Source organism: Colwellia sp. Arc7-D (assembly GCF_003061515.1).
GTDB lineage: Bacteria > Pseudomonadota > Gammaproteobacteria > Enterobacterales > Alteromonadaceae > Cognaticolwellia.
In genome coordinates this window covers 301096-313543 of sequence record NZ_CP028924.1, presented here as the reverse complement: position 1 = coordinate 313543, position 12448 = coordinate 301096, and the positions used below count along the sequence as shown (strand labels likewise).

General features: G+C 38.3%; 14 protein-coding genes. 7 read left to right on the top strand and 7 right to left on the bottom strand.

From position 1 onward, the window contains the following. Positions 1-3 precede the first annotated feature (3 nt). Positions 4-492 carry a Spy/CpxP family protein refolding chaperone gene (locus DBO93_RS01355; protein ID WP_108454725.1) on the bottom strand — a complete coding sequence of 163 codons (489 nt, stop codon included), beginning with the start codon at positions 490-492 and terminating at the stop codon, positions 4-6. Between the two features lie 175 nt (positions 493-667). Here DBO93_RS01355 and DBO93_RS01350 point away from each other — a divergent pair, with 175 nt between their 5' ends. Genes DBO93_RS01350 through DBO93_RS01340 form a run of 3 tightly spaced genes read left to right on the top strand, consistent with a single transcriptional unit; the run spans position 668 to position 3835 of the window. Beyond that, on the top strand, positions 668-1369 hold the full coding sequence (locus DBO93_RS01350; RefSeq protein ID WP_108454724.1) for a response regulator: 702 nt from the start codon (positions 668-670) through the stop codon (positions 1367-1369). Beyond that, complete coding sequence (locus tag DBO93_RS01345) at positions 1369-2775, top strand: ATP-binding protein (RefSeq protein WP_108454723.1); 1407 nt, start codon at positions 1369-1371, stop codon at positions 2773-2775. Before DBO93_RS01350 ends, DBO93_RS01345 begins: the two co-directional genes overlap by 1 nt. A 49-nt stretch (positions 2776-2824) precedes the next feature. Further along, entirely contained in the window at positions 2825-3835 is a 1011-nt protein-coding gene (locus DBO93_RS01340; RefSeq protein WP_162533692.1) for an alpha/beta fold hydrolase, read from the top strand. 31 nt (positions 3836-3866) lie between these two features. Here DBO93_RS01340 and DBO93_RS01335 read toward each other — a convergent pair whose 3' ends face one another. Further along, positions 3867-4793, bottom strand: a complete 927-nt coding sequence (locus tag DBO93_RS01335; protein WP_204100637.1) for a cation diffusion facilitator family transporter — start codon at positions 4791-4793, stop codon at positions 3867-3869. A 111-nt stretch (positions 4794-4904) separates the two neighbouring features. Here DBO93_RS01335 and trmL point away from each other — a divergent pair, with 111 nt between their 5' ends. Beyond that, positions 4905-5369 carry a tRNA (uridine(34)/cytosine(34)/5-carboxymethylaminomethyluridine(34)-2'-O)-methyltransferase TrmL gene (gene trmL / locus DBO93_RS01330; RefSeq protein WP_108454721.1) on the top strand — a complete coding sequence of 155 codons (465 nt, stop codon included), beginning with the start codon at positions 4905-4907 and terminating at the stop codon, positions 5367-5369. An 81-nt stretch (positions 5370-5450) separates the two neighbouring features. Here the strand turns inward: trmL and gpsA are convergent, their stop codons facing one another. The 4 genes from gpsA to DBO93_RS01310 form a co-directional block, all read right to left on the bottom strand. Beyond that, positions 5451-6458, bottom strand: coding sequence for an NAD(P)H-dependent glycerol-3-phosphate dehydrogenase (gene gpsA, locus DBO93_RS01325; RefSeq protein ID WP_108454720.1), 1008 nt, complete (start codon positions 6456-6458; stop codon positions 5451-5453). A gap of 3 nt (positions 6459-6461) precedes the next feature. Beyond that, a complete protein-coding gene (gene secB / locus DBO93_RS01320) occupies positions 6462-6971 on the bottom strand; it encodes a protein-export chaperone SecB (protein WP_108454719.1) in 510 nt (169 codons plus the stop codon). Positions 6972-7036: 65 nt separating this feature from the next. Then, positions 7037-7297, bottom strand: a complete 261-nt coding sequence (grxC, locus tag DBO93_RS01315) for a glutaredoxin 3 (RefSeq protein ID WP_108454718.1) — start codon at positions 7295-7297, stop codon at positions 7037-7039. Between the two features lie 24 nt (positions 7298-7321). Further along, on the bottom strand, positions 7322-7747 hold the full coding sequence (locus DBO93_RS01310; protein ID WP_108454717.1) for a rhodanese-like domain-containing protein: 426 nt from the start codon (positions 7745-7747) through the stop codon (positions 7322-7324). Between the two features lie 264 nt (positions 7748-8011). On the opposite strand from DBO93_RS01310, the gene gpmM reads away from it, so the two are divergent. The 3 genes from gpmM to DBO93_RS01295 all read left to right on the top strand — a co-directional run bounded on the left by gpmM (position 8012) and on the right by DBO93_RS01295 (position 11631). Continuing rightward, complete coding sequence (gene gpmM, locus DBO93_RS01305; RefSeq protein WP_204100636.1) at positions 8012-9553, top strand: 2,3-bisphosphoglycerate-independent phosphoglycerate mutase; 1542 nt, start codon at positions 8012-8014, stop codon at positions 9551-9553. A gap of 127 nt (positions 9554-9680) precedes the next feature. Further along, on the top strand, positions 9681-10769 hold the full coding sequence (locus tag DBO93_RS01300; protein ID WP_239059065.1) for a peptidoglycan DD-metalloendopeptidase family protein: 1089 nt from the start codon (positions 9681-9683) through the stop codon (positions 10767-10769). Between the two features lie 97 nt (positions 10770-10866). Beyond that, entirely contained in the window at positions 10867-11631 is a 765-nt protein-coding gene (locus DBO93_RS01295) for a divergent polysaccharide deacetylase family protein (RefSeq protein WP_239059064.1), read from the top strand. A 50-nt stretch (positions 11632-11681) separates the two neighbouring features. On the opposite strand, the gene DBO93_RS01290 is transcribed toward DBO93_RS01295, so the two are convergent. After that, entirely contained in the window at positions 11682-12446 is a 765-nt protein-coding gene (locus tag DBO93_RS01290) for a serine protease (RefSeq protein ID WP_108454715.1), read from the bottom strand. Positions 12447-12448 lie beyond the last annotated feature (2 nt).

Sequence of the window (12448 nt, the reverse complement as noted above, 5' to 3'; positions counted from 1 at the left end):
ACCTTAGCGGTGTTTACGCATTGTTAAATATTTTGACTGTTGCTCTGGCGTTAATACTTGCAAAATAGCATGGCGACGCTTTGCTTTTTCCATTGCCACCATTTTAAAATTTTTCTGATACTTGTCATAAATAACACTAAACTTAGTTTCGTCAAACTTGCCTGCTTTAAGCAATGAATTCATTTGTTCTTTAAAGCTAGAAAGTGATTTTTCATCTGCTTTCCTGTCTTCTTTCATCGCTACATAAATAGCCTTAATCTCATTACGTTGCTCAGACGTTAAATCCAATTTTTTCGCTAATCGATGCAAGTGTTTTTTCATCTTATCATGGTGTTTATTGCTGATTTCGCCCTCTATTTGGCTCTTTTCAATGTTATGAGCTTCACTTTTGTGGCCCATAGCATTAACATTAAGGCTACTGATACCACCAAGCACAAGTAGGCTGATCACAGCGTAAGGTTTGATTGTTGAATATAGTTTTTGTATTTGCATAATGTTGTTCCTCAATTAATTCACCATCATTATAATTTGTGCAACGAAAAGAAACGCAAACCAACGTAAATGTTTTGTAAAGATAGCAATTCGCTTTAAATTTATACGTTATCATGTCCTCTCGAATCAATAAGTTGATTCGTTCGACATAAACAAGTGATTAGCGAGAGCAACAATGAATAAGCACAAACTTTTATTAATCGACGATGACAAAGAGCTTGCTGAGTTGTTAACTGACTACCTTGCCACTGAAGGTTTCGATCTTATCTGCTGCCATGATGGAATTTCAGGGTTAGAAAAAGCATTTGACGATAAAATTTCGCTAATTTTACTCGATGTTATGATGCCAGGCTTAACCGGTTTTGAGGTATTAAAAGCGTTAGGAGGCAATCACAAAACTCCGATTTTAATGCTAACGGCTAAAGGTGATAATGCCTCCCGAATATTAGGATTAGAACTTGGCGCTGATGATTATTTACCTAAACCTTTTCAACATCGTGAATTACTCGCACGTATTAACGCCATTCTTCGTCGAATAAACATCGTTAAAAATAGCAAAGAGCAAAGCTCAGTGCTACAAGTTAACGGCGTAAAACTTAATCATGCAACCCGAGAAGTCAGTTGTCACGACCAGTTTATTGAGCTTACGGGTACCGAATACCAAATTATTGAGCATTTAATGGCAAAACCAGGCGAAATTGTCAGTAAAATTGAAATTTCAGAGCAGGTATTAAAACGTAAATTAAGTGCTTTTGATCGCAGTATAGATATGCATGTGAGTAATATTCGACGTAAACTCTTACCCTTTAGCCCTAATGACAAACTTAAAACTATTCGTGGAGCAGGCTATATTTTCTTAGCGGGAGAGTTAATTTAATGTTTAAAATACCGAGAAAATTCTCCTCTATAGGCGCTAAGCTGTTTATCTGCTTTTGGTTAATTATTATTTTAACCATTAGTATCACGCGATTAGTATCTGAACAATTTAGAACAAAAAGCTTTATTATCCCAACTCATCACTCCGATGTAGCCAAAGTAGAGCGAATCAAGCAAAAATTAACACTTACACCCGTAGATACAACCGAGAAATTGCTATCAACGTTATCAAGAAAGCCAGGCCGAGAATTACTGTTAAAAAATACTAACACCAATGAAGTCTTGGCTTCTGACAAATGGCAAATAGCTAGCTTACAAACATTTTTAACGCAAAATAATCTCGATAACCTTACGACAATTAAGTTTGAATTCTACCGTATGACCGGACCAGTTAACGTTGATGTTGCAGGTACTCCCTATCAAATTTATCTCGCTACAATCGACAGAAAACGCCTACCTGGCAACATAATACAACGTATTCCTACTTGGCTTCGTTTAGCTATTCCTATTTTTATTAGCTCTATTTTACTGTGGTTACTAACACGATCATTCACCAAACCGCTTATTGCCATGCAAAAAGCAGCGGCAAGTTTTGGTGATGGTGAATTCAATGCTCGCATTCCTTTAATTGCACAGCGTAATGATGAAATTGGTGCTTGCGCGGCAAGCTTCAACTTAATGGCAGAAAAACTAGCGCAGAATATTGGCTCGCATCAACGCTTGATGGCAGACGTTTCGCATGAGCTACGCTCACCTATGACTCGCTTGCAAATCGCTCTTGGTCTTGCCCAGCAAAACAATATTTCACAGGCTTTATTACATAAACATTTGCAACGATGTGAACTCGAAATAGCCAGACTCGATGAAATGATCTCAAGTGTATTATCCTTATCAAGGTTAGAAAACACCATCAGCCAATTGGAGTTAATGGCCGTAGATCTAAAGCAACTCTTAATCTTGTGTATTGAAGATGCGCAATATATGGCTAATGAGAAATCGATTAATATTCACTTTGACTATCAAGGAACCGCGTTACTGCAAGCCGATCCGAACTTATTGTCTAGTGCCCTTAATAATATTTTGGTTAACGCGATAAATTATAGCCATAAAAACCACCAGGTAACGGTTAACTTAACTAAAACAAGCACGTCATTTATTATTGAGATTATTGATACGGGTACTGGTGTTCCCATTGAAGACTTACCTAAGTTATTTGAACCTTTTTATCGCGTTGCTCAAGCGCGTGATCGTGCAACAGGCGGCACAGGATTAGGCATGGCGATAGCAAAGCAAGCCATTGTTGCGCATAATGGCATCATAAGTGCGCAAAACAATAACCAAAATGGTTTAACGGTTATCATTGAATTACCGATAGTGATCAGTAAAAATAATACACATGAAATTTAAATTACTATATTCATTAGTCTTTTTTTGGCTATTTTTAGGAACTCCATTAATGGCTAATGAAATTAGCGAAGAAAGTAAGCGAGCACTCACACCAAAAAAAGTTGCCGCTATTACAGCTTTTTGGAAAACAGTGCAGCAAGCGGCATTCACAACCGACGACAATATTAGTATTGCTTATGCGACTAATTTTAAACGGCCTGATAAACCTTACATTGTTATTGTTCCTGGCCGCTCTGAAAGCTATCTTAAATATCAAGAATTAGCGTTTGATCTCGACAATCAGGGTTACGACAGCGTCATTATAGATCATCGTGGACAAGGGCTTTCTGCACGTTTAACCCCTAACCGTTTTCAAGGTCATATTGATAAGTTTGATCAATACGCTCAAGATTTGCACCACTTACTTAACGTGGTTTTACCATTACAATATCCTGAGCATAATAAACAGGCTTATATGTTGGCGCATTCTATGGGCGGAGCCATTGCTTTAAGATATTTACAACTCTATCCAAGTAAAATCAAAGCCCTAACATTAAGTTCACCAATGATAGCTATATCAAGAGGCGGTACGCCAAATTGGCTAGCAACATCACTGATAAAAACAGGCGCTACTTTAAACCGTTGGTTTTCAGACACTCCATGGTATTTTTTTGGCCAAAACGATTTGAATAAAAGTACGTTTGAAGAGAATCGCTTAATGCACTCTTTACCACGCTTTGAGCGTTTTCAAGCGTTATATAAAGCACAGCCAGAATTAAAATTGGGCGGGGTAACATTTAACTGGTTGGAGCAAGCTATTCTTAATTCAGACAACTTACTTATTGATATTGATAAACTATCGCTACCCATACAAATGCTACAAGCGGGCAGTGAACATATTGTAGATAATGAAGCTCAACTTCATTTTTGCCAGCAACTGCATAAAGCTAATGAAAGCGCTTGCCCAGAAGGTCAACCTGAAATCATCGCAGGGGCTTATCACGAACTTTATTTTGAACTAGACCAATACCGTGACATAGCAATAGATAAAACCATTGCGTGGTTTAAGTCACATCAATAGTACTTTAACCACGCCTTTTTACTTCAGCTAACTAAATTCGTTTAATGTCATCGGTATTATCTTGATGATTAGCAGCAGACAACGGGTCATGATGAATAAACACTTCACACGGTGCTAGCGCCTCTATAATTTCAAGTTCAATAGCCTCACCTATGGTATGAGCCTCTAACAAGGACAACTCGCCATCTAGCTCTAAATGGAATTGAATAAATCTGTCAGGACCTGCTTGTCGTGTTCTCAACTCATGTAAACCATGCGTACCTTCATGCGCTAAGACAATTTTCTTTATAACCGACAGCTCTTCTGTAGTTAACTCATGGTCCATCAGTTGATGGACACTGGTCCAAATTATTTTACCTGCGCCCATTAACAAAAATATAGCCACCGCAACGGTAAAAAATCCATCCGCTTGTAACCAATAACCTTGGCTTAAAAACAATGCGGCTAACACACCTAAATTTAGAATTAAGTCAGACTGATAATGCAAAGCATCGGCACTAATCGCAACAGACTTTGTTTGGTGAATAACATACTTTTGCAGTACCACTAACATCAAGGTCATAACAATGGCAATTATCGAAACAATAATACCGACTTCAGTTCTCACCACTTCTTGTGGATTTATAATGCGATCAACACCATTAAATACCAATAACAATGCTGATCCTAAAACAAATGCCGCTTGTACTAAGCCCGCTAAACTTTCTGCTTTACCATGACCAAATTTATGCTCTTTATCGGCTGGTGCTAAAGCGAATCGCAAGATCACCACATTCATAATAGAAGCAAATAGATCTAAAATAGAATCAGTAGCAGAGGCCAGCATCGCGCTAGCATCAGTAACAAAGAATGCATAGAGCTTCAGCACTACAAGAATCAGTGCGGTTGCTGTGGCGGCAAAAGCAGCCAACTTAACCAAGTATGCATATTGGTTAGAATCTATCTTGTTGTCCGGCACTGAAATCTCCTAATGAATAAAGTTTAATTAATATTATAAAAGCAAAGCTTAAGCATTCGCCCTAAGGCCTGTATAATACCATTTAATTATACAACTTATTAAGCACTTGCTATGTTAGATGTCGTTTTATTTCAACCTCAAATTCCACCCAACACCGGCAATATTATTCGTCTATGTGCCAATACAGGTTTTAGATTGCATCTTATTGAGCCGCTTGGCTTTGACCTAGAAGATAAAAAACTACGCAGAGCTGGTCTTGACTATCATGAGTTTGCAGCGCTTAAACGTCATGCAAATTATCAATCTTTTATTGAATCTGAACAACCTAAGCGCGTATTAGCCGTAACCACAAAATCTACCGGTTATTATGGTGATATAAACTTTCAGGCAGGTGATTACCTTTTATTTGGTTCTGAAACGGGTGGTTTGCCTGAAGATGTTAGGCAGCAAATACCTGATCAAGATAAAATAAGAATACCCATGTTAAAAGACAGTCGAAGTATGAATTTATCAAACGCAACCGCTGTTATTGTTTATGAAGCGTGGCGTCAATTAGGCTTTGCAAATTCAGTTTAATAGACTGACCGTACATCCTGTACATAAAAAAGGCATATAAACTAAGATTTATATGCCTTTTTTATAATCTTGCAACGCACGCTATTCGAATTTACGGTCACGCGATAATAAATCGGCAGCGGCCAATCTTGCATCTTTGCCACAATAAAGCACCTGATAAACTTGCTCTACAATAGGCATTTCAACACCCATTCGTTGGGCTAGCATGTAAACTTCTTTAGTGTTTCGGTAACCTTCAACCACTTGTCCAATATCAGCAATGGCTTGCTCAACACCCGCGCCGCCACCTAAGGCTAAGCCAAAGCGACGATTACGTGATTGGTTATCTGTACACGTTAAGACTAAATCACCTAACCCTGCCATGCCCATAAAGGTTGATGGCTCTGCATTGAGTGCACAACCTAATCGAGTCATTTCGGCCAAACCACGGGTAATTAAAGCAGTACGTGCATTCGCGCCAAAGCCAATGCCATCAGCCATGCCGGCACCGATTGCAATAACGTTTTTAACCGCACCACCGAGTTGAATGCCAATAAAGTCTTTATTACTGTAAACACGAAAAGTGCGTTCACAGTGTAATAGATTCGATATATCGTCAACGAAAGCATCGTCTGTTGAAGATAAAGAAATGGCCGTAGGTAATCCTGCTGCCATTTCTTTAGCAAAGGTAGGTCCAGAAAGAACAGCTAACGAAATATCATCACCTAAAATCTCTCGAGCTACATCTTGCAATAAGCGCCCTGTATCGTGCTCTAAACCTTTTGTTGCCCAAACTAAACGAGCATCTTTTCTAAGAAAAGGTTTGATTTGCGTTAGCATTTCACCAAAAACATGGCTAGGTACGACTAATAAAATATTTTTACTGGCAGCGATCACACTGGCTAAGTCATTAGTAACGACTAATGCTTCAGGAAAAGAACTTCCCGGTAAATATTTTTCATTCGCACGCGAACTCGCCATTTCAGAAACATGATTTTCATCACGTCCCCAAAGCAATGTTTTATGGCCATTTCGCGCTAAGCATATTGCCAGCGCTGTACCATAAGAGCCAGCGCCAATAACCGAAATTGCGGCAGAATCAGGGCTCATAAATTAATGAGTTTCTGTACTTGCTGGCGCTTGGTCAGCATTTGCTTGTGCTGCACGCTGTTGTACATAATTTGCAAATAATGCTTCAAAGTTTACTGGTGCTAAATTAATTTGTGGGAATGAACCACGACTAACTAGGTTGGCAACAGCTTCACGAGCATATGGGAATAATGTTGTTGGGCAAAATGCGCCAATAGTATGGGCTAATTGCGCTTCTGGTAAGTTACCAATAGTAAAAATACCTGATTGCTGTACTTCAGCTAGAAAAGCCGTTTGCTCTTCAACTTTAGCCGTAACAGTTAACGACAATGTTACTTCATAAGTATCATCACCCAATTTAGTCGACTTAGTATCAATATCTAACTGTACTTCAGGCTTCCAGTCTTTTTGAAAAATTGCTGGAGAATTTGGCGTTTCAAATGAGATATCTTTTGTATAAACACGTTGAATAGCAAATTGTGGAGCTTGTTGCTCAGTTGTCGCTTCTGCGCCGTTTTGAATTTCGTCAGCCATGTTGTTCTTCCTTTATATTTTTACGCCATTATTTATTGGCATTTTATTCTAAGATATTTTCACTTTTACGCAGAGGCCAAAAGTGAAGCTAATTTTTCTTGAGCATGTAATGCAAATAAATCGTCACAACCACCAATATGGTTATTGTTAATAAATATTTGTGGCACGGTTGAAGCGCCCTGACTACGTTTAATCATTTTCTCACGCAGTGGTGCATCACCGTCTATTTTTATTTCGTTGTACGCAACGTTCATATCATCGAATAAAGCTTTCGCTCTCATGCAATAAAAACAAGTCGCTTTAGTATATATATCAACTGCCATTATGATAACCCGTTGTTTTATTGTGAATTACTTAGTTACAGGTAAACCTGCACTTAACCAAGCACTCATTCCACCTTTAAGAATACTCACTTTAGTGAAACCCGCTTTTGCTAGCTGATTAGCCACTTTACTTGCACTAAGACCAGCACTACATACTACAATAATGGGTTTATCTTTGTGTTTTTCAAGACTAGTGAAGTCATTTTTACTGACTTTTTCATTGCCAAGATGCACTGCATCAACAATATGTCCGGCTTTAAAGTCTTTTTCACTACGGCTATCAACCACAACACCCGACTCTCTATTAATTAAAAAAGTCATTTGTTGCGTACTTAATTGCTTAATAGGTGACATTTGAATTTTGATAGTAATGACAATAATCATTAAAACAATAACCAACCAAGCTCCACTAAGTAAAGGCTGGCTCATTGCGAAAGTAATAAGTTGATCCATAAGTTTTACATTCTAATTAACTAAAAATTTTCCACAGTATACAGGCTAATAAACTAAACCCAAACTGAACTTTTCATACAAAAACACAATAATGAAATAACTTTGCATATATCATTGGTTTTTGATCTTAAAACTGAAACATTTTGTCTAAACAGACAGAAGATATTCACATCGTGTCTTGATATACTGCTGCTGAAAATTATTTTCAATGATCTATCGCTCGTATTACTTTTATCTATCTTTGCTCGTATAAAGGAAGTCATAATGCCAAACAAGAAGTCTACTGTTCTTATTATTCTAGATGGTTGGGGATATAGAGAAAACACAGAATCAAATGCTATTTTTCATGCCAACACCCCAGTATTAGACAACTTAATAGCTAACAAGCCCAATATGTTGATAGAAACCTCTGGCATGGCGGTAGGTTTACCAGACGGACAAATGGGCAACTCTGAAGTTGGACATGTCAATTTAGGCGCTGGGCGTATTGTTTATCAAGACTTCACTCGAATTACTAAAGCAATTAAAGATAAAGAATTTCAACAAAACCCAACGTTAGCGAGTGCAGTTGAAAATGCCGTAAGTAACAATAAAGCAATTCACGTTTTTGGTTTGCTCTCTCCAGGCGGCGTTCATAGTCATGAAGATCATATTTTTGCCATGTTAGAAATGGCTGCAGAAAAAGGTGCTAAGGCAATTTATTTGCATGCATTTTTAGATGGCCGCGATACACCACCGCGCAGTGCAGAAGCCTCACTTATCAAAGCACAAGAAAAATTTTCAGCATTAGGCTGTGGCCAAGTAGCCTCAGTTATTGGTCGTTATTATGCTATGGACAGAGATCAGCGCTGGGATCGCGTTGAATCAGCTTATAATTTAATGGTTTCAGGACAAGCTGAATACCAATACAGTAAAGCAACTGACGCTTTACATGCCGCTTACGAGCGTGACGAAAATGACGAATTTGTCAAAGCTTCAGCCATTACCAATGCCGAAGGTAATGTCATTCAAGTAGAAGATGGCGATGCCATGATCTTTATGAATTTTCGAGCCGACCGCGCACGTCAATTCACCCGTTGTTTTACCGAACCAACGTTCACAGGTTTTAAACGCCAGCAACAACCTAAACTTGGCAGCTTTGTGATGTTAACCGAGTACGCTGCTGATATTGATGCTCCATCTGCTTTTCCAAAAGTCGAGCTTCACAACGTTTTAGGTGAATGGCTAGAAAAACATAACAAAACGCAACTGCGCATTTCAGAAACTGAAAAATACGCCCACGTCACCTTTTTCTTCAGTGGCGGTAAAGAAGATACCTTCAAAGGTGAAGAACGAATATTAGTGCCATCACCACAAGTGGCTACTTACGATTTGCAGCCTGAAATGAATTCCACCCTATTAACTGATAAATTAGTAGCAGCTATTGAAAGCGGCGATCACGACTTTATTGTTTGTAATTACCCTAATGGTGATATGGTTGGTCATACCGGTGACTTTGATGCTGCCGTAAAAGCTTGTGAAGCGGTTGACAGATGTATAGGCCGCATTGTTACCGCGTTAGAAAAAACAGGTAGCGAGTGCTTAATTACCGCCGATCACGGCAATGCTGAACAAATGCTAGATAACGAATCAGGACAGGCACATACCGCCCATACTTGTGAACCTGTACCTTTAATATATTTTGGCCGAAAAGCAGCAATGGCAAAATCAGGCGCACTTAGTGATATTGCACCGACAATTTTATCATTGATGGATATGCCTCAACCTGAAGAAATGACAGGACATAACTTATTAACGCTGACTTAACGTAAACGTGCTTTTTATTGTGCCTTATAACGACAACGCTAGATGCTTATCAATAAAACTTAGCCAGTATAATGCTGGCTATGTTTTTTGCATTGGCTTAATCATACTGTGCTTATCGTTTAATACTTTGGCTCAAGCAAGCGCGAACAACAGTGCAAAAACAAATCAGCAACTTAGCGATATCCAACAAGCTATTAATCAACAAAAACAAAGCCTATCAAACACAAATATTAAAATCAGTGATCTAGAACAACAGCTAAAAACTGATGATCTAGCAATAGGAAAAATAGCTAAAAGTTTATCAAATACCACCAGTGAATTAACCGCTACAGAAAATAAATTAGCTGAACTAAGTGCCGAAAAAAAACAACTTGAACTGGCTAAAAAGCAACAAGAAGAAATACTCGCCAAACAATTACGAGCCGCTTATTCTACGGGTCATCACGACTACATCAAGCTAATACTTAATCAAGAAAAGCCTAGTAATGTACAACGCACTATCACCCATTATCAGTACTTAAATACGGCGCGTATTAAAGAAATTGAAGCATTTAAAAGTACCATTACGCAATTAAATGACGTTACACAACAATATCAGCAACAAGCAGAACAATTAACACAGTTAACACAAACACAAAGCCAGCAAAAACAAATTCTCGAATTATCAAAAATCAAACAAAAACAAACTTTAAAGGCTTTGAATAAAAAAGCACTTACAGAACAGCAAAAACTCGCCAAACTGGAGCGAGAAGAATCAGCATTAGTCTCCTTATTAAAAAGAATGGCTGCCGATGCTGCAAAAGCTAAACAGGCAGAAAATTTAGTCGGACTGAGTAAATTAAAACGTAAGCTCAGTTGGCCGGTAAAAGGGCGAATCAATCATAGTTTTGGTTCAAGTAAACAAGGCTATTTAAAATGGAAAGGCGTATTTCTTTCAGCGCCAATTGGTCGTGAAGTAAAAACTATTCACAACGGCACAGTTTTATTTTCAGATTGGTTAAAGGGTTATGGACTGGTTACCGTTGTTGATCATGGTGATGGATACATGAGTTTATATGGCCATAACCAAGCCTTACTAAAATCGGTGGGTGACCGTGTTGAAGCGGGTGAACCTATAGCCTTAGTTGGCCAAAGTGGTGGGCAAGCTAATTCAGGACTTTACTTTGAAATTAGGCACACAGGTATTGCAGTTAACCCCAAACTCTGGTGCAAGTAATTTTGTTTACTAATTCAATTATTATCTATTGAACTAGTCGATTTTGCCCACTTGAACTGCTATTCTCACTAACGACTTATAATAAGAAAAACTTACCGTGCTTAAATTATTTTCCAAATTTATATTGTTATTAAGCTTACTTTCTCCTGCCTTACTTTTTGCTCAATCAGCGCAAGTAGCGATTATTATTGACGACATTGGCTATCGAAAAAGTGATGCACAAGCGCTTTACTTACCTGGCAATATTAGTTACGCCATTCTACCTCATACCCCTTACGGCAAAAGGTTAGCGCTAAAAGCACAAGCGAAGAATAATGATGTTATTTTGCATATCCCAATGGAATCAAAAAATGGTAAAAAGCTAGGGCCTGGCGCGTTAACCAGTGAGATGAATGAAAATGGCATTCGTGAAAGTTTAAGTCATGCTTTTGCTGAAATTCCTTTTGCGTTAGGTATTAACAATCACATGGGCAGCAAGCTTACTGAATTGTATCAACCAATGGCTTGGACCATGCAGTTTCTAAAAGAACGAGATTTAGTCTTTATAGATAGCGTGACCACTAGCGATAGCCAAGCTGAAGACGTTGCTATTAGCTTTGGTGTACCCAGTTTACATCGACATATATTTCTCGATAACAAACTCGACCACAACTATATTCGCCGACAGTTTAAACAATTAATTCGAGACGCTAAACGCTATCAGACTGTGGTGGCTATTGCTCATCCACACCCTGAAACGATAACGTCTCTGAAAAAACTTCTGCCTTTACTCGCACAAAACAATGTTGAGCTTGTGCCAATATCTACATTGCTTAACCGTAAACTAACAACACTTAACCTACAAGTAAATGCTGAAGACTGAACTATTTTAACATTTTAAATGTGTAAATTTTTTTGACAGTTCAATGTTAACTAACTCTTTATATTATGTTTTTTAAGTAGCTTATGAAGATACTTTACGGGTATCGCATAAGTAATGCCACTGGGTTTACTGATCACAGTTTCTTTACTTTGCTGAACAAAAACCTTATTAATTACACCAACAACCTCACCCGTTTTAACATCATACATAGCACTACCACTATTGCCTGGATAAGCCGTTGCATCTAGTTGATAGACTAAATAGGGATCTCTTAAACGTTTCAGCATAGCAATACTAATTTGTCTTGAGTCATCAACCGGGATAATCGTCGGTGTTACTGCCGCAATTATTCCACGGTGTGTAACCGGATAAAGCCCAAGTACCGCGCCAATAGGAAACCCCGTGAATGCGATACTACTACCCTCTTTAATAAAGTCATTCTTTGCTAAGGTTAATGCGGGTAACGCTTTCCCTTCTATTTTAAGAATAGCTAAATCATGCTCTTCATCAGTAGCAACTAATGTTGCTAATCTAACCTTAGCTGCTGGTCCTTTCCCGGTAAATACGGCTAGTTTTTGTAATAAATTATCATCTAACTCGGCATCAATAACGTGATTGTTTGTCACGATGTAGGTTCCATCCCCAACCACAAAGCCGGTACCATTAAGCTGGTTTTTCTGCCGTCCTGTTGGCGTATAAACACCAATTCCTACAACAGACGGTTTAACCATGCTGACGGTATCAACTAAATTAGCGTAGGTTATTGAGCTACAAAGTAACCCAATCAATATTAATGATTGTAATAATCGTTTCATAT